General features: G+C 42.2%; 22 protein-coding genes and 2 other annotated features. Of the genes, 2 read left to right on the top strand and 20 right to left on the bottom strand.

The features are described from left to right. Positions 1-19: 19 nt before the first annotated feature. Complete coding sequence (locus QSJ46_RS13600; RefSeq protein WP_047202643.1) at positions 20-1108, bottom strand: M42 family metallopeptidase; 1089 nt, start codon at positions 1106-1108, stop codon at positions 20-22. Between the two features lie 179 nt (positions 1109-1287). Here QSJ46_RS13600 and QSJ46_RS13595 point away from each other — a divergent pair, with 179 nt between their 5' ends. Next, positions 1288-1692, top strand: coding sequence for a hypothetical protein (locus tag QSJ46_RS13595; protein ID WP_024426127.1), 405 nt, complete (start codon positions 1288-1290; stop codon positions 1690-1692). A 17-nt stretch (positions 1693-1709) separates the two neighbouring features. Here QSJ46_RS13595 and QSJ46_RS13590 read toward each other — a convergent pair whose 3' ends face one another. The 8 genes from QSJ46_RS13590 to QSJ46_RS13555 all read right to left on the bottom strand — a co-directional run bounded on the left by QSJ46_RS13590 (position 1710) and on the right by QSJ46_RS13555 (position 7285). Next, on the bottom strand, positions 1710-1976 hold the full coding sequence (locus QSJ46_RS13590) for a DUF1294 domain-containing protein (RefSeq protein ID WP_268474230.1): 267 nt from the start codon (positions 1974-1976) through the stop codon (positions 1710-1712). Between the two features lie 63 nt (positions 1977-2039). Further along, positions 2040-2399 carry a 50S ribosomal protein L20 gene (gene rplT / locus QSJ46_RS13585; RefSeq protein WP_007501659.1) on the bottom strand — a complete coding sequence of 120 codons (360 nt, stop codon included), beginning with the start codon at positions 2397-2399 and terminating at the stop codon, positions 2040-2042. Between the two features lie 31 nt (positions 2400-2430). Then, the gene (gene rpmI, locus QSJ46_RS13580; protein ID WP_003216324.1) at positions 2431-2631 is read right to left on the bottom strand and encodes a 50S ribosomal protein L35; all 201 of its coding nucleotides are present in this window, start codon (positions 2629-2631) and stop codon (positions 2431-2433) included. 24 nt (positions 2632-2655) lie between these two features. Beyond that, positions 2656-3171 carry a translation initiation factor IF-3 gene (gene infC, locus QSJ46_RS13575; RefSeq protein ID WP_024425720.1) on the bottom strand — a complete coding sequence of 172 codons (516 nt, stop codon included), beginning with the start codon at positions 3169-3171 and terminating at the stop codon, positions 2656-2658. A 71-nt stretch (positions 3172-3242) separates the two neighbouring features. After that, positions 3243-3374 (bottom strand) — a sequence feature (ribosomal protein L20 leader region). Positions 3375-3502: 128 nt separating this feature from the next. Continuing rightward, entirely contained in the window at positions 3503-4198 is a 696-nt protein-coding gene (lrgB, locus tag QSJ46_RS13570; protein WP_264007814.1) for an antiholin-like protein LrgB, read from the bottom strand. Between the two features lie 14 nt (positions 4199-4212). Further along, positions 4213-4656, bottom strand: coding sequence for an antiholin-like murein hydrolase modulator LrgA (lrgA, locus tag QSJ46_RS13565; RefSeq protein WP_047202644.1), 444 nt, complete (start codon positions 4654-4656; stop codon positions 4213-4215). A 137-nt stretch (positions 4657-4793) separates the two neighbouring features. Next, positions 4794-5531 (bottom strand): LytR/AlgR family response regulator transcription factor, encoded by a 738-nt coding sequence (locus QSJ46_RS13560; RefSeq protein WP_285604846.1) that lies wholly within the window; start codon positions 5529-5531, stop codon positions 4794-4796. After that, entirely contained in the window at positions 5528-7285 is a 1758-nt protein-coding gene (locus QSJ46_RS13555) for a sensor histidine kinase (protein WP_285604845.1), read from the bottom strand. Before QSJ46_RS13555 ends, QSJ46_RS13560 begins: the two co-directional genes overlap by 4 nt. A 176-nt stretch (positions 7286-7461) precedes the next feature. Between QSJ46_RS13555 and QSJ46_RS13550 the strand changes: the two genes are divergently transcribed. Further along, entirely contained in the window at positions 7462-8241 is a 780-nt protein-coding gene (locus tag QSJ46_RS13550; protein ID WP_285604844.1) for an HAD family hydrolase, read from the top strand. Between the two features lie 52 nt (positions 8242-8293). Here the strand turns inward: QSJ46_RS13550 and QSJ46_RS13545 are convergent, their stop codons facing one another. From QSJ46_RS13545 to coaE, 11 genes are all read right to left on the bottom strand, one after another. Continuing rightward, the gene (locus tag QSJ46_RS13545) at positions 8294-9214 is read right to left on the bottom strand and encodes a methyl-accepting chemotaxis protein (protein WP_107163247.1); all 921 of its coding nucleotides are present in this window, start codon (positions 9212-9214) and stop codon (positions 8294-8296) included. 157 nt (positions 9215-9371) lie between these two features. After that, a complete protein-coding gene (gene thrS, locus QSJ46_RS13540; protein WP_024425713.1) occupies positions 9372-11312 on the bottom strand; it encodes a threonine--tRNA ligase in 1941 nt (646 codons plus the stop codon). Positions 11313-11357: 45 nt separating this feature from the next. Continuing rightward, positions 11358-11604 (bottom strand) — a binding site (T-box leader). Positions 11605-11647: 43 nt separating this feature from the next. Then, the gene (ytxC, locus tag QSJ46_RS13535) at positions 11648-12517 is read right to left on the bottom strand and encodes a putative sporulation protein YtxC (protein WP_047202650.1); all 870 of its coding nucleotides are present in this window, start codon (positions 12515-12517) and stop codon (positions 11648-11650) included. Between the two features lie 60 nt (positions 12518-12577). Beyond that, positions 12578-13216, bottom strand: a complete 639-nt coding sequence (locus QSJ46_RS13530) for a TVP38/TMEM64 family protein (RefSeq protein WP_285604843.1) — start codon at positions 13214-13216, stop codon at positions 12578-12580. A gap of 33 nt (positions 13217-13249) precedes the next feature. Then, the gene (gene dnaI, locus QSJ46_RS13525) at positions 13250-14179 is read right to left on the bottom strand and encodes a primosomal protein DnaI (protein WP_024425710.1); all 930 of its coding nucleotides are present in this window, start codon (positions 14177-14179) and stop codon (positions 13250-13252) included. Between the two features lie 16 nt (positions 14180-14195). After that, positions 14196-15620 carry a replicative helicase loading/DNA remodeling protein DnaB gene (dnaB, locus tag QSJ46_RS13520; RefSeq protein WP_285604932.1) on the bottom strand — a complete coding sequence of 475 codons (1425 nt, stop codon included), beginning with the start codon at positions 15618-15620 and terminating at the stop codon, positions 14196-14198. A gap of 101 nt (positions 15621-15721) precedes the next feature. Continuing rightward, positions 15722-16180: a transcriptional regulator NrdR gene (gene nrdR, locus QSJ46_RS13515; protein ID WP_003216720.1), complete on the bottom strand. Its 459-nt coding sequence runs from the start codon at positions 16178-16180 to the stop codon at positions 15722-15724. Positions 16181-16184: 4 nt separating this feature from the next. Continuing rightward, entirely contained in the window at positions 16185-16571 is a 387-nt protein-coding gene (locus tag QSJ46_RS13510; RefSeq protein ID WP_047202651.1) for a hypothetical protein, read from the bottom strand. A 183-nt stretch (positions 16572-16754) separates the two neighbouring features. Beyond that, the gene (gene speD, locus QSJ46_RS13505; RefSeq protein WP_003216492.1) at positions 16755-17135 is read right to left on the bottom strand and encodes an adenosylmethionine decarboxylase; all 381 of its coding nucleotides are present in this window, start codon (positions 17133-17135) and stop codon (positions 16755-16757) included. Between the two features lie 235 nt (positions 17136-17370). Next, positions 17371-18393, bottom strand: a complete 1023-nt coding sequence (locus QSJ46_RS13500; protein WP_024425707.1) for a glyceraldehyde-3-phosphate dehydrogenase — start codon at positions 18391-18393, stop codon at positions 17371-17373. A 172-nt stretch (positions 18394-18565) separates the two neighbouring features. After that, positions 18566-19171, bottom strand: a complete 606-nt coding sequence (gene coaE / locus QSJ46_RS13495; protein WP_285604842.1) for a dephospho-CoA kinase — start codon at positions 19169-19171, stop codon at positions 18566-18568. Between the last annotated feature and the right edge of the window lie 5 nt (positions 19172-19176).

Here is a 19176-nt window from a genome sequence, read left to right as displayed (position 1 = left end):
TGAGGAAAGGCTTCCTTACTTATGAACCGTACGTAATTTGTTCGACAGTTTTTTGATCAAGTCTTTTGATCACTTCTGTTAAAAGCTTCACTGCATTTTCATAATCATCTCGGTGAATCATTGCAGCATGGGTATGAATATATCTGCTCGGAATTCCGATAGATAGTGATGGAACACCATGACCCGTTAAATGAATACCGCCAGCATCTGTCCCGCCGCCAGGCATTGAGTCATATTGATAAGGAATGTTCAGCTCATCCGCTGTTTGGACAACAAAATCACGAAGTCCTTTATGAGAGACCATTGAAGCATCAAATACAACAATCGTTGGTCCTTTGCCAAGTTTGCTTGTTGCTTCTTTCTCAGTGATGCCTGGTGTATCTCCTGCCACACCTACATCAATGGCAAATCCAATATCAGGCTGAATTGTAGCCGCTGCTGTTTTGGCTCCGCGCAGGCCTACTTCCTCTTGGACAGTTGCGACGCTGTAAGCAATATTCTCATGCTGAGCGTTGTGTAAGTTTTTCATGACATCAATGGCCACGGCACATCCAATGCGGTTGTCCCATGCTTTTGCAAGGAGCATTTTTTCATCATTCATGACTGTAAACTCAAAGTAAGGAACGATTTGATCTCCAGGCAGCACACCCCACTCCATTGCCTGTTCTTTGCTTGATGCCCCAATATCAATAAACATATCCGTAATCTCAATTGACTTTTTGCGAGCTTCAGGTGACAAGACGTGTGGTGGTTTAGAACCAATGATCCCTGTAATCTCTCCCTTTTTCGTCACAATGGTGACACGCTGAGCGAGCATGACCTGTGACCACCAGCCGCCGACTGTTTGAAAACGAATGTAGCCTTTGTCATCAATTTTTGTCACCATGAACCCTACTTCATCTAAGTGACCTGCGAGCATAATTTTAGGCCCGTTTGCGTTTCCTTCCTTTTTAGCGATCAAGCTGCCAAGGCGGTCTGTAGAGACTTCATCTGCATATGATTCTATGTATGTCTGCATGACTTTTTTGACATCACGTTCATTTCCTGGGATCCCTTTTGCATCCGTTAGGTCTTTCAGCATAGTTAATGTTTGATCTAGCTTTGTCATTCCATTTATCCTCCTTTATCTTCATGGTGCATTCTTATTATACAAAACCTCTTTCGTTCAATACGATCTTTTTACGAATATTTTTTCGTTTTACGAAATATTTTTTTAAAAAAAGTTGAAACCTTTTGGCGTTTTCATTCGTAGTACATCAGATAACGGTATTGGAGGTGCATCCTGTCATGTTTGTAATCCTCATGAGACTAGCTCTTGTTGCACTGCTTGTCTACATCTTCTACATGGCGGTAAAATTCTTCTCAAATCCGAGAAGAAAGCTGAAACAAGCACAATTAAAAGAAGGCTTTTATTTTATGGACGAACAGCAAAATGCGCGCAAAAACTTTAATTTCGTCTATAAAGGTGTCTTGTTTGAAGGGGAGAAGCATGTTCCTTCTAAGGATCATCCTCTGTTTGTCCACTCCATTTACGTTTGGACGGAGTCACCTGAGAAGCTGAGTGAATTTACATTAGAAGACTTTGAAAAACTAGAGGAAAACATTATTGAGCGTTATCCTCAAACCAAAATTGATTGGGATCAGCCCATTAAAAAAATCAAACAAAAAAAAGGAGCAGACACGCCGTCCTGATGGCGTCTGCTCCTTTTTCAAGTAACTTGGATATATCCTAATAGAATCAACTGCAAAATAATTAATACAGGCATGCCGATTTGAAAGGCAGGATGCTTTGTTTTATGCCGGAAATACTGCATCCCCAGATACGATCCAGCGGCGCCAAAAAGCACCGCAGCACTCCATAAATGCGCCTCTGAAATTCTCCATTTATGTGCTTTGGCCCGGCGTTTGTCCTCACCCATGAGAAAAAAGCCGTAGCCATTCACTAAAATAAGCAGCAGGATCAAAGCCATATTCATTCATTTCACCTCACATGATGAGAAAAAAAGATCACCCCTCGAAGGAATGATCTTTTATAAAACTTACTTGTCTAGTTGTGCTTTTGCAGCATCAGCAAGCTGATTGAATGCATTTAGGTCATTCACAGCAAGGTCAGCAAGCATTTTGCGGTTTACTTCGATACCAGAAAGCTTTAAGCCATGCATTAAACGGCTGTAAGAAAGACCGTTCATACGAGCTGCAGCGTTGATACGAGTGATCCATAGTTTACGGAAGTCACGTTTTTTCTGACGACGGTCACGGAAAGCGTAGTTTCCAGATTTCATCACCTGTTGGTTTGCTACTTTGTATAATCTATGTTTTGAACCGAAATAACCTTTTGCTAATTTAAGAACCTTTTTACGACGCTGACGCGACACAGTTCCGCCTTTTACTCTTGGCATTGTAATTCCCTCCTATGATTCCTATTCCAAATTACTTGATGTTTGCAAGTTGTTGTTTGATACGTTTGAAATCTCCAGCACTTACGATTGCGCTCTTACGCAATTTACGTTTTTGCTTTGTAGATTTGTTAGCGAACAAGTGACTTGTGTACGCATGAGAACGTTTAAGTTTACCAGAACCTGTTTTTTTGAAACGTTTAGCAGATCCGCGGTGAGTTTTCATTTTTGGCATTGGATGTTTCCTCCCTCTGTTACTTTACTTTTCGACTTTTGGTGCAAGCATGAGGAACATGCTACGTCCGTCCATCTTAGGTTTTGTTTCTACTGTTGCTACTTCAGCGCAAGCTTCAGAGAAACGGTCTAACACGCGCTGTCCGATTTCTTTATGCGTAATCGCACGGCCTTTAAAGCGGATAGAAGCTTTCACTTTATCTCCCTTTTCAAGGAATTTGATTGCATTACGGAGCTTCGTGTTAAAATCATGTTCATCGATTGTCGGGCTCAACCGAACTTCTTTTAAGCTAATGATTTTTTGATTCTTACGTGCCTCTTTTTCCTTCTTCTGCTGTTCGAATCGGAACTTACCATAGTCCATGATTCGGCAAACAGGTGGTTTTGCATTTGCAGCAACTAACACAAGGTCAAGATTAGCTTTAGCAGCAATTTCCAGAGCTTCCTGGCGGGTTTTAATCCCCAGCTGATCGCCATTTTGTCCGATCAAACGAACTTCACGCGCACGAATACCTTCATTAACTAATTGATCTTTGCTAATAGTGAGCCACCTCCATGAGATTTTGAATTGAGTTCACAATTCATTTTGACCATTTCGTTGTATGTTTTACAGGCAAACAAAAAGTGTGGGCATATAAAACACCCACACTGCGAACATTTGCATGAAAAAATAAATGTACGGTCAACCTGTCAACTACAAACATGTGTCAATCAGGTGAGAAGCGGGTGCTTCTGCTTGTGATATCTATTCAATTCGTTAACTATTCTACACAATTTTCATTTGTCCGTCAAGTAACCGAACTCTTGAAACAACTTTTTCAGTGTAACACGATGAAACGAATTGGGCAAGACTTTTTCACACAATGACGCTATCAAAGAATCAATTGCATAAAGATTGGGATGACGATAACGGTCACAACTCCTACGACCACAACGGCGATACTTGCCATAGCTGCTTCTACTTCTCCCATCTCAATTCCAACAGAAACTCCAAGTGCATGTCCTGATGTACCAAGTGCAAGACCTTTTGCCACTGGGTTTTTAATGCGGAACCATTTTAAGAAGAAGGCACCTAGTGCATAGACAATGACGGCATTAAATATGACCGCAAAGGCTGTGATATCTGCAATTCCGCCAATATCCTTTGCAATCGGGAGAGCAATCGCTGTTGTCGCTGCTTGTGGAAGCATGCTTTTCATCACAGCCGCATCTAAATGAATTCCTTTTGCTACGAGATATACGATCGTAATGGAACAAAGTGAACCTACAAAAATAGCGGATAAAATTTGCCACCAATATTTTTTAAGCAAGGCTCTTTGCTTATAAAGCGGGATAGCGAAAGCAATCGTGGCAGGCTCTAAGAAAAATTTGATAATCTTGCCGCCCTCATTATAATCTGCGTAGGAAAAACCGCCAACTTTCAAAAATAAAATGCCCAGTACCATCGCCACAAACAGCGGGGTGAACAAGAAGAAACCTTTTGATTTTTTAAATAAGAATGTCCCTATTCCAAAAGCGACTAATGAGACGACAATGCCAAAATAAGGACTCATTGTACTTGTACCCATTTTGCATCTCTCCTTTAATGCGTACTTGAAGCTGGTTTATTTGAATGAGAAGGAGCAGATTTACTCTCCTTCGTCTCTTTACGTTTCTGTGGTCTTTCTGATAATTGCATGAGAAGCTGCGTGAACAGCCCTGTCGCTGCAAGTAGCATAATGGTTGCAATGATAATGACACCGACTACTTGCACACCTACTTCTTGCATGACACCTAGTGATTGAATAACTGAGATCCCAGAGGGAACAAATAGAAAGCTAATGAGTCCTGTCAATGATGTACCTAATTGCTCCACCTGCTCCAGTTTGACGATTTTCGTTGTTAACAAAACAAATAATAGAACCAAACCAATAACGGATGCGGGCATCGGAATCGGTAAATACATTGAAATGAGATTAGAAACGAACATTACGGTTGCAAAAATAAATGCTTGAGATAGAAATCCATATACTTTCGTGGCACTCATGCCCCTTCACCTCTTTCTTCGACTGCCCTCAGTATACGGCATGAAATAAACGAATAAAGCGTTTACAATAAAACTCACCAGATTCAATGACTGAAATGCAAAAAACGAGTATTGAAATACAAACAAAAAAAGCCCTCCTACTCTAGCAGGAGTGACTTCTTTAATTCTTTGGCATATGTGCGGCTGACAGGAATGATGGACCCGTCTGTCATATGCAGATTGTACGTCGAATTAAACCACGGCTGTACTTCTTTCATATGAGAGGTATTCACGATATAGCTGCGATGGACCCTCATAAAGTAAGCCTCAGGAAGTTTCTTTTCAATGACCACCAGCGGTTCTGTGACCTCATACATGTGATCCTTTGTTTTCACAACCTTTTTCCCCTCGCTGAGTCCTACATACATGATCTCTTCCACTTGCAGGATCACAATTGAGTCATCGACTGAGATCGCTAATTTTTGCTGGTGGGGTATTTTCTCATCTGGCAGCTGATGATCTTGCGTTTCAACGGATTTCCATTTTTTAAACTTTTGGATGGTCTGGAGTAGCCGCTCTTCGTCAAATGGTTTTGTTAAGTAATCAAGCGCACTTACCTCAAACGCCTTTAGCGCATATTGATCAAAGGCTGTCGCAAATACAATCGCTGGCGGATTAGACATCCGGTTGAGCCTTTTGGCAATATCAAATCCGTTTTCACCAGATAAATCAATGTCTAAAAAGAGCAGGTCCGGCTTATGATCGACCATCCGGTCAAAAGCCGATTCTATATTTTCTGCTTCCTCTATTTGAACATCCTCTTTCGTTCTTCGTAATAAGTATTTTAATTCATCTCTTGCTAACACTTCATCATCTACGATTAATACCTTCATCAACAAGAATCATCCTTTTTTACATAGTCGATTGGAATGCGAAATGAGATGTCAGTGCCTTGGTCACTATGAATGGATAGAGCGGCTTGTCTGCCAAAAATTCCTCTTAACCGCTGATCCAAATTATAAAGGGCCGTACCCGTTCCTTCTAGAGATTCAACAGGCGCTTTTAATAGCTGCCCCTTCTTGTCCTCTTCGATCCCCTGTCCATTATCTGCCACTTTCATATAGACATGTCCATCTTTCATCAAAGCGGATACGATGACTTCACAATTCGTTTGATGTTTAGGGAAAGCATGTCTCACTGCGTTTTCAACAAGCACCTGAAGCACAAAGGGCGGAATCATCACCTGCTCCAGCTCCTTTTCAATTTGAAAGGTCACATGGTATTTATTTGGAAACCTCGCTTGTTCAAGTGACAAATATGCCTCTACATGCTGAATCTCTTTATGCATTGGAATCAGGAGCTGACGGGCACCTTGCATATTTGAGCGAAAATAAATACTTAGCTGCAGCAGCAGCTTCCTTGCCATCTCCACATTGGTTCTGCATAAAACAGAGATGGTATTAATGGCGTTAAATAAAAAGTGCGGGTTCACTTGTGCTTGAAGGGCTTTGATCTCTGCATCTTTTAGCAGGCGGCTTTGGGTTTCCGCCTCTCCAAGCTCAAGCTGTGTGGAAAACAGCATCGCCAAACCTTCTGCAAGCTCCTCTTCCACCCTGCTTAATCCGACCGGAGAATTGAAATACATTTTTAACGTCCCGATCGTTTGACCGTTAGAAGTGAGCGGCAGCACGATTGCGGCTTCAAGAGGGCAATGGGCGACGGAACAATTGATTTCGCCCTTCGAATGTGCCTTCATAATCTTGCCGCTCATCAAGACTTGTTTCGACAGCCCCGTAATCAGGCTTTTAGATGGAATATGATGATCTGTTCCATCTCCGACATGCGCTAAAATCTTTTCTGTATCTGTTAAAGAGACCGCATCTGTTTCAGTCAACCGATGAATGATCTCCGCCACACTTTTACAAGACTGTTCATTTAACCCTTGGCGGAAAAAAGGCAGTGTTTGATCGGCGATCAAAAATACACGATGCGTCTGCATCGCCTTTGCCTGCTCTTCTTGCCGAATGACTGACTGTAAAATAGATAAAAAGATAAAGCTGCCGATTCCATTCACAAAAATCATCGGCAGGGCAATGATACTGACTAGCCCCCATGCATCGGCTAATGGCCTTGCAAACAGAAGGATAATGATCATCTGTAATGATTCCATCGCCACACCAAAAAGGGCCGCTTGGCGAGGTGTCACCATTCGATTCCTCCGCTTAAACCTGCTGCCGACATAACCTGCAATGACACCGGCTAAAATGGAAGAAATCGCACAGCTGAGCGCGGTGCTTCCTCCAAGGGAATAGCGATGAATTCCAGCTAAAAGCCCTGCGCCAATCCCTACAAACGGCCCCCCGATCAAACCGCCCATTTCGATCCCCATAATTCTCGTATTGGCGATAGAGCTTGACGAGCCGAGATGATAAGAAAACTCATGATTCATGACAATTTGCTGCTGAATTTCAATTCCTGTGTAATTGCTGATAATGCTAAAAGAAGCAAAAATGAAGACAAGGATTGCCTTTTTCCGAAATCCTTGATTATGTAGCAATAGATTGCGAAAGCCCTTCACATGAGCAAGCACAAATCCTAGAATAACGATGATCCCTACACGCTCGATCATCATGATAATTAAATGAAGCAAACCGGCCACCTCAAATGATGTATGTCATATCTACTGTCTTTCTATTCTATCATGTGCGGTCAATGATCAAAGATCTCTCAAATCTTTTCTTTATTGGCCTCTTCTTCTATTGTAAAATGAACATGAGCCTGTCACTTGCAGTTGAAGGTAACACATACATAAAAAGGGAGAAGATCATGAAAGCCGTATTTTTCGATTTAGATGATACTTTGCTTTGGGACGAAAAAAGCATTCACACAACTTTTCAGGAAACTTGCCGGGAAGCGGAAAAGAAATATGGACTCGATCCAGAATCGTTTGAACAGATTGTACGTGAAGAAGCAAGAAAGCTGTACTCTTCCTATGAAACATATGATTATACTGTCATGATCGGCATTAATCCTTTCGAAGGACTGTGGTCCAATTTTAGTGAACCGATTAGCGAAGGCTTTCAAAAGCTGAACGCCATTGCACCAGAATATCGCAAAAACGCTTGGACCAATGGCTTAAGGGCAGCGGGAATTGACGATGAGGCGTTTGGACAATATTTGGCTGATTTCTTTGCAGCAGAGCGCAGAAAATGCCCATATGTCTATGAAGAAACATACCCTGTTTTAAACCGACTGAAAGGCAGTTACGAATTGCTCCTTTTAACAAACGGAGATCCTAGCCTTCAAAAGGAAAAACTTGCGGGTGTTCCTGAGCTTGCTCCTTACTTTAACGAGATTGTGATTTCAGGGGATTATGGGAAAGGCAAGCCTGATCCAGGTATCTTTGAGCACTGCCTTCAGCTGTTAAACTTAACAAAAGACGAAGTGATCATGGTTGGGGATAATCCAAAAACAGATATTCTCGGCGCATCTCGCGTTGGTATCCAAACCGTTTGGATCAATCGCCATGACAAGAAAAATGAAACAGATGTGACGCCTGATTATGAAATCAAAGACTTACATGAATTGTTTGATATATTAAAATAGAACAAAAAACACCCTGCTCCTGACGAGATTGGGTGTTTTTGTATTCTCAGAGTTATATGATTGCTGCTAGACTTTGCGCTTGCCGGTCTAAGCCGCGTGCTGCTTCTCCTACAATGATGAATTCCTCGCTTGCCAGCTTTACAAGATCCCGGTTTGTAAACACGGTTGTCTTTGCCCGGCTTGTTCCGCTGCTGACCTTCTCTACTTCTGCATGGATCGCCTTCACATATTGATCGACCTTGACGATCGCTTCTTTTGAATTTGTCGCAAGCTTTCGAATTTCTGCTGCCACTACACTAAAGCCATTTCCATAGGAACCCGCATGTGCCGCTTCTATTGCCGCATTTAAGGCGAGTAGCTGGGTTTGCGAAGAAATACTGTTAATGGTTGTAGCAATGGAGCTGATGGACTCTACCTGCTCCGTTAATCCTTTTAGCAAGCTCATATTTTGATCGGTTTCGTTTGCTATATGATCAAAGGAGGCATTGACACTTTGACTATGCTGAATGCCAACTTCTGCTCGTTCCATTAATTTCGCAGACATCTCCTTTAAGTCTTCTACAACCTGTTTCATCGAGAGTTCTCTCTCCGTAATATCTGTCGCCACTTTCACAACACCCACTACAGTTCCTTCTTCATCTCGAACAGGTGAATATGTCGCTTCAAGCCATAAGCTGCTGCCGTTTTTTGTGATCCGCTGCACTTTTTCCTGAAAGACTTGACCTTCTCTCAAACGCTTCCAAAACATGTGATAACTTGTGTGTTCTGTAATATGTGGAGGACAAAACTGTCTATGTTTAAGACCGATCATCTCTTCTTTAGAATATCCCATGGCTTTTGCAAAAATATCATTCACCCATAGAACTTCACCTGTCACATTAAATTCAATCATTGCCAGCGAGTGTTCTAATGCACGAAGAACAGCTGATTGCTCCAATACTTGTGACGATAAAGTGTTTGTTGTTTGCTTCATCGATTTCATTCCCCCAATTTGTCTCAAACCAATAGTACATACTTACCCTTACTTTTGTACTATCTAAACGTCTCTTTTTAGGAATTGGATCACTATTGGAGAAAGTTTTCCAAAAAGAAAAAAGCCAGTGATCTAAAAAGAATCACTGGCTGCTTCATTATTTTTTCGCTTCTGCTACTGCATGTTTCACAAAGGCTTCGAGATCCATTGTTTCTGAATCTTGTTCCCCGTATTTTCTTACATTGACAGCGCCATTTTCTGCTTCTTGATCTCCGACGACAAGCATGTACGGAATCTTTTGCATTTGCGCTTCTCTAATTTTGTATCCGATCTTTTCATCACGGCTGTCAAGCTCTACACGAAGACCTTCAAGCTGTAAACGTTCTTGTACTTTTTTCGCATAGTCTAAATGAACAGACGGTGAAACTGGAATGACTTGGAACTGTACAGGCGCCAGCCATGTTGGAAGGGCCCCTTTGTATTCTTCAATTAAGAAGGCAACAAAGCGTTCCATTGTAGAAACAACGCCTCTATGAATGACGACTGGACGATGGTGCTTTCCATCTTCTCCGATATATGTGAGATCGAAGCGTTCTGGAAGTAAGAAATCAAGCTGTACAGTGGATAATGTTTCTTCTTTTCCAAGAGCTGTCTTCACTTGTACATCAAGCTTAGGACCATAAAATGCTGCTTCGCCTTCTGCTTCATAATAATCGTGGCCAAGCTCGTCCATTGCATCCTTCAGCATCGATTGTGCTTTATTCCACATCGCATCGTCATCGAAATACTTCTCAGTATCTTCTGGATCACGGTAAGATAAGCGGAATGTGTAGTCATTCAAGCCAAAGTCTTGATACACTTCTTCAATTAAGCGAACTGTACGGATGAACTCGTCTTTGATTTGATCTGGACGAACAAAGATGTGTGCATCGTTTAATGTCATACCGCGGACACGCTGAAGGCCAGATAAAGCGCCTGACATTTCATAGCGGTGCATTGTACCAAGCTCTGCAATACGAATTGGCAATTCGCGATAGCTGTGCGGCTCATTTTTGTAAATCATCATATGGTGCGGACAGTTCATCGGACGAAGAACAAGATCTTCGTTGTCCATTTCCATCACGGGGAACATGTCTTCTTGATAATGCGCCCAGTGTCCTGATGTTTTATACAATTCAACATTCGCAAGAACAGGTGTGTACACATGCTCATAGCCAAGACGCACTTCTTTATCGACAATGTAACGCTCAATGACGCGGCGGATCGTTGCGCCTTTTGGCAGCCAAAGCGGAAGTCCTTGACCAACCTTTTGGGAATTCGCAAACAGCTTCAGCTCTTTTCCAAGCTTACGGTGATCGCGTTCTTTCGCTTCTTCAAGCAGACGTAAATGCTCATTTAAATCTTCTTTGCTGAAGAAAGCTGTTCCGTAAATACGCTGAAGCATTTGGTTGTTACTGTCACCTCTCCAGTATGCACCTGCAAGGCTTAACAGTTTAAACTCTTTGATTTTCCCTGTAGATGGCAAGTGAATACCGCGGCAGAGGTCAAAGAATTCACCCTGCTCATAAATTGTCACAGCTTCACCTTCTGGAATCGCCTCTAACAGCTCAAGTTTCAACTCATCACCAATCGCTTCAAAGCGCTTTTTCGCTTCTTCTCTTGATACTTCAATTCGCTCAATTGGCAGATTGCTGTTAATGATTTTCTTCATTTCTTTTTCAATCTTTGGTAAGTCTTCAGGTGTGATGGCTACATCGATGTCCACATCGTAGTAGAAGCCATTTTCGATGACAGGACCTACGCCAAACTGAACGTGATGCTCTTTTCCATAAAGACGTTTGATCGCCTGCGCTAGCAAATGGGCTGTGCTGTGGCGCATAATGTCGAGTGCTTCTTCACTTTTATCTGTGATGATCTCGATTGTTCCACTTTCTAATAGCGGCGTACGCAGATCTATTTCTTTACCGTTCAATTTACCGGCAAGTGCTTTTTTCTTTAGGCCCGGGCTAATTGATGCCGCGATGTCTTCTGTTGTAGCTGTTTTGTCAAACTCCTTGACTGCTCCATCTGGAAATGTAAGTTGAATTTGTTCTGACATCTCTGGTCACTCCTTTTTTTGGCAATATAAAAACCCCGCCCCCTGGAAAGGGACGAGGTTGAATAAACGGAATCGTGGTTCCACCCTTTTTCCCGTACTTGCAGCTTGCTTTTCATAAGCAAATACGGCTTGCGGTTCGATAACGGGAATTCCCGTCAGCCATTACTAAAAAGTTCACAGCTGATGTTCAAAGGTGGTAAAGCAAATGGTCCTCTGCTAGGAAGCTTTCAGCCGCGGCTTCCCTCTCTTTAAGCGGGTGTTCATTTGTTCATGTCCTTATCAATACGGTCTCTGTATGAAGTTACACCGTATTATAAAACGTTTTTTCGTGAAAATCAAGAAAGCTTTTCACTTTTCTTGTCGAAATGGTCATGTACAAATTGAACATTCTGCTCTTGGAATGAATGAGACGGGAACACCTCGACCCTTTCTTGAAAAATATTTTGAATCGTTTGCACCATCGAGTGACCTGTATCATTTGTAAATAGGTCAATTTTTTGCGGTGCAATGGAGACAAGCGGTGCAATCAGCTGCGAATCAATATACATTGGATGCTCTCTTACAAACTGTCTGTCTATGTATTGTTTTTGATCACGCTCAGAAGCGTAGCGAAATTCCCAAATCACCAGGCGGTCCTGATGCACAACATGTACTTTTTCGAGCCTAGGCTCTCTTGCCATCACATAGTCTCGAAGCGATTGAATGAAGTTTTGATACTCTTGCTCCATTTTGTATTCTTCAATGGACACTTCAACATAGTTCTTCAGCCTTCGATCATATTCTGACAGCCTAAATGTCATAAATGAACCAATTGAAAAAACACCTTGCTGTAAAGAAATTGCCTCAAGCTCCTTTTTTAAAAGGGCTTCTCTTGACGGGTCTTGCTGAATGCCGGGAATATCATCTAAGTCCCCGTTCATGATACTGTGAGCGATGGAAAGAATTTGGTGCTGCTCTTCAGGATCTTTAAACAAGTAAGTGTTTTCAAGGATGCTGCGCATGCGCTCATTTTCTTTGCATTCCAAAAAAAAGTGAACCAATAATGGCCGCACAATGTGCTCAAGTGCTTCTTCTGATTCCTTCGCCTCTATGAGAAGCCGGTCTTTCCCTTGTTGAATTGACATGTGATGCCGACTGTCCAAGTGTTCAGCAAGATGTAAAAAAGCGGCGGTATCATATTCATCTTCAAAGATTATTTCAAGCATGTTTGTCCCCCCTAACGACATCTGTTACATATATATGGGGGAAACATAAAAAATAGACGCCTAAAATAATTCAGGCATCTTTCTTTTTAAAATGAGTGGAACGGAGATAAAGATCAAATAAATCAAACAAACAACCACTAAGGCGGCATAATTGCCGCTGACAAAGCTTGAGCCGAGAACATTTAACGCAATTGTACCCGGTATTAAGCCTAAAAAGGTGGCTGCCACAAATGCACGATAATTTGCACGTGAAGCAGCTGCCGCATAGCTGACGAAATCAAAATGAATCGGTGCAATACGCAATAACAAAATATAAAGAAATCCATGCTCCTGAATGCGGGACGTCACCGCTTTCAGCTTCCGGCTGTTTGATGCCGTTTCCTTCTTTTTTGCACGAAAGGTTGAAGCAATCATGAAGGAGCCTGTTGCCCCGGCTGTAGCCCCAATGAGGGCATAAATCGTCCCAAGGACACTGCCGAATGCCAAACCTGCTGCCAGCGAAAAGACTGTAATCGGGACGAGAACAAACGGGCGAAAAAGAGATAAGAAAAGAAAAACAAAGGGAGCCAGTATCCCAAATTGAAGCACCCAATTCTTCACATCTTTCGGCGCGAGCTGAAGATGCTGTTTATTCAGCCACCACAACGCAGCAGCAAGAATGCCAATCACAAGAAAAAGCAGCCATTTTCTTTTGTTCATTTCATTTGCTCCTCCTTCAGGTGACATACGCTTTTATAAATGACGGCGATTTTCTCCTTCGAGCAAGACCGGCTCTGCTAAATAGAGAATCCGTTCCATTAAACGAGCGGCTTTGACCTCTTCTTTTTCCCCGCGCTGAGAGTACGTAAAATGATGCTTCAGCTCATTTGGTGAGAAATTAGAAGAGAAAAACGTCGGCAGCTGCTCTGCCATACGGTATTGTAAGATCGTACCGAGCAGCTCATCCCGCACCCAGCTTGTCATCGATTCTGCTCCAATATCATCAAGCATTAAAATCGGGGTGGATTTGACCATATTCAGCTTTTCTTCTAGCGTATGATCAGCTAACGAATTTTTTAACTCTCTCACAAATTCAGGCACGTAAACAAGGAGAGATGGGTATTCTTTCTCCGCTAGCTGCTGCGCAATGGCTGCCAGAATATACGTTTTTCCAACTCCAAATTTCCCGTGTAAATACAAGCCTTTTCCTTTTCCAGTCTCATCATAGCTTTGGAGGAATTGACCTACTTTTTGGATGACCTCTTGTCTTCCCACAACGTTCAGATCAGCGAACGTCGCTTGAAGGACATTTTGCGGAATATACATGCTTTTCATCAGCTCTTGCTGTTTTTTCTGTCTATCTAGCCGCAGCTTGACTGGACAAGGGGAATATTCAATATCAATACTCTGACCTTTGATCACAAGCTTCGGGTGATACCCATCTAAAATGGCATTGACGTTTTCGTCATCTAAGCAGTAAGAGCAGCCCTTCGACTGCTGCACATATTCAAAGAGCCGGTTCAAGCTGCGATTGATCATGTCTTCATGTATCTCTTCTTGATGCTTCTGTAAAAAGGCCTTCACATCTTCATCAGATAACACACTTTCTTTAATCTGATTGTATCTCACGCGAAAATCTACTCGTCCTTTTAGCTGTTCAAATGAACGACCGATCGGTTTCATCCCATCTCACCTCACCTTAATGTGCATTGTACTTTTTCATATTTTTAAACTGATCTAACAGTTTTTCTTTTTCTCGTTCGAGGTCTTCTGTAGACAGACTGTCTGTTTGCTCTTTTGCCGGCTGTTCTTTTGTTTCGGTTTCTTTCATCCAGTCAGGCAGTTTCTCTTCCCTGACGACTTTTCCTGAACCATATGTGCTGCGCTGCTTTTTCTGCTGCGCCCACTCTGTCATTTGTCTGTTTTCTTCTTTGGCAATTTTCATGGCCGCTGCTACGGTTTTGATTTTCTTTCTCACCCAATGAGCGGCGATTTTTTGCATGTATGTTTTCGACAGCTTCATATCTGTTTTGAGTAATGTATAGTAGATGAGAACATTCATGACACCTGGCTCTAGCTGCTGCTCGAGCATGATATCTTCTACAATTCTTAAGTCGGCATACGTTGGCTCAATGCCATCTGCCATGTCTTTTAGCAGCTCCCTAGGCGAAATATGATCCAGCTTTTCAATCAATTTTGCATCTGGAGTATCTGCAGCCGGCGTCTTTGAAGCATCTTGGCGCAAGTGTCTTGGCTGTTTTTGATCAATCAGCTTTGGCTGTTCGCCTCTGTATTCAATTTGGTACCAGTCTCTTGCTGATTTTCTCAGCTCTTCTGTTGAGATCATTTGATCCGAACCGCATGCACCTGCTACAATATTTTGCATTTGAAGCGGGGTGATGCCGTATACAACAGCTAACTTCTTAATTGTTTCTTTTACCTGCTTTGTCAAAGCCTTTCTTGGAATCATCATGTCAGACATACCCGCTAACAATAGATCGAAATCGAAGGATTCGTCTGAGAGCGGTGCCGGCTGACTCGATCCAACGGTCACATATTCATAGCCTTGATCAAGCGATGACGCCTGATGAATCTCTTCTGTCATCTTGCGTTCGCCTGGCTGCAATACGTGAAAGACTTCTTCAAACGACCGTGAAATGTTCTTTGCTTCTGCAGGAACACCTGGATAAGAGAAATAATCACGAAGCTGCATATATTTTGCTTTCTCTACACGATGGTACAGCAGGACATTCAGCATACCATCTTGGAAAAATTCATCCGGTCTTAGCGGCGGTACAAGCTCATATGTAAACAGTCTGCCTTCTTCCGTTTCCTGTTCATATGTGCGGAGTAAGCCGATTGCTTCAAGCTTTAAACGTTCCTCAAAAATATCATTTAAATTCGTCTGCAGCATGACCATGAGCTGCCGATGAGGTGCAGGTTTTCCCCACATACGATTTTGTTCCAGCTCTCCCCACAGCGTCATGTATAAGCTAAAAGCGGACATGCCAATAAGCGGCTGATATAAAAGAGTGATGAGCTGTCTATCGATGTCACCGAGCAATGAAGCGCTTTTGACGACATACGGATCGACGGCTAGCACTTCCTTCCAATGCTCTGTCATATGCTGATCCTCCCCATGAATTGCGATTGTTTCCATTGTACACTCTTTTCGCGTTTTACGCTTTACGCAGGAAAAAGAGCATGAAGAATCTCCAGCTCTTTTTAGCGTTCTTTCTTTAATAGATCTTTTAATTCATCAATAAAGACATTGATGTCTTTAAACTGCCGGTAAACCGAGGCAAACCTGACGTAAGACACTTCATCAATTTTCGCCAGCTCGTCCATCACCATTTCACCTACAAGCTCGCTTTTCACTTCTGACATGCCTTGATTGCGCAGTTCTTTTTCGATATTAAAGCAGACATCCTCCAGCTGCTTTAAAGCGACAGGACGCTTTTCACACGCTTTGATAAGTCCTCTCAGCATTTTTTCCCGGCTGAATTCTTCTCGAATCCCTTCTTTTTTCACCACAATCAGCGGTAATTCTTCTAATTTTTCAAACGTCGTAAAGCGATATTGACAGCTTTCGCACTCTCTTCTACGACGGATGGATTTCCCTTCATCTACTGGTCTTGAATCAAGCACCCTTGTGCCAAGGTGCTGACATGTGGGACATTTCATATCATCAGCTCCGATCTATTCTTGGAAGTTGTTTGTCTAGTTCATCATAAAGGGACAGAACGGTCTTCTGACTATAGCCGAAATCTGTTGGCAGGGCCGTTTCTGTTGTCACATTAAAATCGACAGCTGTTTCAAAAGGACGAATTGAAATGACAGTCGCCACGAGAAAGGCTTTTTTCGGCAATCGTATGTTTGCACTGATTTCACCTCGTTCTGCTGAAACAGATGTCACTTGATAGGAATCGTTTCGGGAAAGAATGGCTTCCACCGCTTGAAAAACTTGTGCATTCGTCGATTTGTAGTAATGGCTTTTCAGTTCTGACACTGGATGCTCGTCAGATGTTTCTGTATGGTTTGACATGAACCGTTTAAAATTTTGTCTTAAAATCATACACGTATCCCCTTTGCCATAATGCCTCTTTCTTTATTTTATAAAAAAAACCTTTGTTTTCCTAGAACAAAAGTATAGACAAGCTGGGGAATGTTGGATTTTTTCTCAAATAAATATAAAAAGGAGCATAACACAAAGGCATTTAATGCTTTTGGCCAGCTCCCATTGCAATCTTTTTTATGTTTACAGTGCTTTGGCTTGTGCCTGTTTTACTTGTACAGGACCCATGCCTCGAGGAATTTCGATGTTTTCTCTTGTTTCAGCACCTAATTCATCTCCGATATGATCTGCTGCAATATTCGGATCTAGGTCGCCGCAAGTATAAACATCTATGCTCGCATAACCATGTTCAGGAAAGCTGTGAATTGTCAGATGAGATTCAGAAATAATGACAACTCCACTTACTCCTTGAGGTGCAAATTTGTGAAAAGCAACCTCTCTTACCTCAGCTCCTGATTTCAAAGCTGCATTTACAAACGTTTTTTCAATAAAATCCATGTCGTTCAGTTTATCACAGTCGCATCCCCATAGCTCGGAGATAACGTGACGTCCGATTGTTTCCATCATGGACCCCCCTTTAAACAAGAATGAAAGAGTGAAGTTCTAAGCAGCCGGACCGGACATATACCACGGGGGAAAGTTAGTCCTAAGAGGTCCTAACCCTTTAAGTATACCCGAATGAGTCTGCGAACAAGAAGTTCACGAAAAATAGTATACTTTGTTTAGACCCATTTTGCAAGCTGTGTTTTTAGTGGGATTTTCTCTCATTTCTTGAAAAGGGACGATCGTCTTCTTCATTTCAAACAGCAGACAGCTCTTTCATCTGTGCGCCGACAAATTTCACAAGGTCAACCACTCGGCATGAATAACCCCATTCATTGTCATACCATGCAAGAACTTTTACTTTTCTCCCTTCCATTACCATCGTTGTCAATCCATCAACGACTGCTGAGTAAGGGTTCGTGTTAAAGTCCGTAGAGACAAGCGGCTCATCTGTGTAATCTAAAATACCAGCAAGAGATGTTTTAGATGCATTCGAGAAGGCTGCATTGACTTCTTCTGCTGTGACATCTTTTTTTAAGTCTACAACAAGATCAACCATCGACACATTGGAAACCGGCACGCGGAGTGCAAGCCCATGCAATTTCCCTTTCATGTGCGGAAGCACTAAAGAAAGCGCTTTAGCGGCACCCGTCGTAGTTGGAATAATGGACTGAGCACATGCTCTTGCCCGGCGCAGATCCTTATGCGGGTTATCGATATTTTTTTGATCATTTGTATAAGCATGAACCGTTGTCATTAACCCGTTGTCGATGCCAAATTCATCATCTAACAGTTTCACAACTGGTGCTAAACAGTTTGTTGTACAAGATGCGTTTGAAATAATGACGTGCTTTTCAGGATCAAGATCATCCTCATTGACACCCATCACAATCGTAATGTCTTCATTTTTACCTGGAGCTGTTAGAACGACTTTTTTCGCTCCAGCATCTATATGGCCCATCGCTTGATCTTTTGAATTAAATTTACCTGTTGCTTCAATGACGATATCAATCCCAAGCTCTCCCCATGGAAGCTGCTTTGGATCTCTATTATTAAGCAAAAGCACTCTTTTGCCATTTACAATCAAGGCGTCATCTTCTGCAGTCACATCACATTCGTAACGTCCATGATTTGTGTCATATTTAATTAAATGTGCTAGCGTTTCGGCAGGATAGCTTGCGTTCACCGCTACAATTTGAATTTGATCATCAAGCATTGCTTTTCTGAAGACCATGCGTCCAATTCTGCCAAACCCATTGATCGCTGCTTTTACCTTCATGAACAGGTCACTCCTCTATTATGTGTTATACTCAATAAATTTATTTATGAAATTAGTATATCACATTAGAATGTAATTGCCAGTATATAAACGTATATTTTCTAAAAAGGGCTGTTCTTTTCAAAGGAAATAAGAATAAAGCATAAAAAAAGAAGAGTACGTGTATGTACTCTTACTTATCTGTATGTTCCCATTCATTTAATATGTTCTGCAATTGCTTACTGATAAACGCGAGATCTTGTGTGTTCTCTATCACGTAGTCTGCTTTTTTACATTTCTCCTCAAGAGACTGCTGAGAGTGAATACGATTCAGTGCTTCTTCCTCGCTGAGGTCATTTCGATTCATGAGCCGCGACAGCTGCAATTCAGGCGTTGTATACACCACAATGATGCGGTCGACGAGGCTTTCCAGCTGACTTTCAAATAAAAGCGGGATATCGAGGACAACGAAGGTTTCTTGCTGACTAACTCCTTCATCTCTCTGTTTGAGCATTTCCTTTCTCACTTCAGGATGAACAATCGCATTCAGCTGCTTTCTTTTCTCTTCATCAGAAAAAATGATGGCTCCAAGCTGCTGCCGGTTCAGCTCCCCATTTGGCAGGAGAACATCCTCGCCAAAGGTTTGAACGATTTGTTGAAGAGCTGGTGTACCTTTGGCAACCGCTTCTTTTGCAATGACATCTGCGTCCACGACCCGGATGCCCTGCTCTTTTATCATTTGCGAGACGGTGCTTTTTCCACTAGCAATCCCGCCTGTTAATCCAATGACAAGCGTCAATTGAT

The sequence above is a fragment of the Bacillus sp. YKCMOAS1 genome, assembly GCF_030268125.1.
Taxonomy (GTDB): Bacteria; Bacillota; Bacilli; order Bacillales; family Bacillaceae; genus Bacillus; species Bacillus safensis.
The sequence above is the reverse complement of the archived record's forward strand: the minus strand, read 5'-3'. Positions and strand labels throughout refer to the sequence as shown.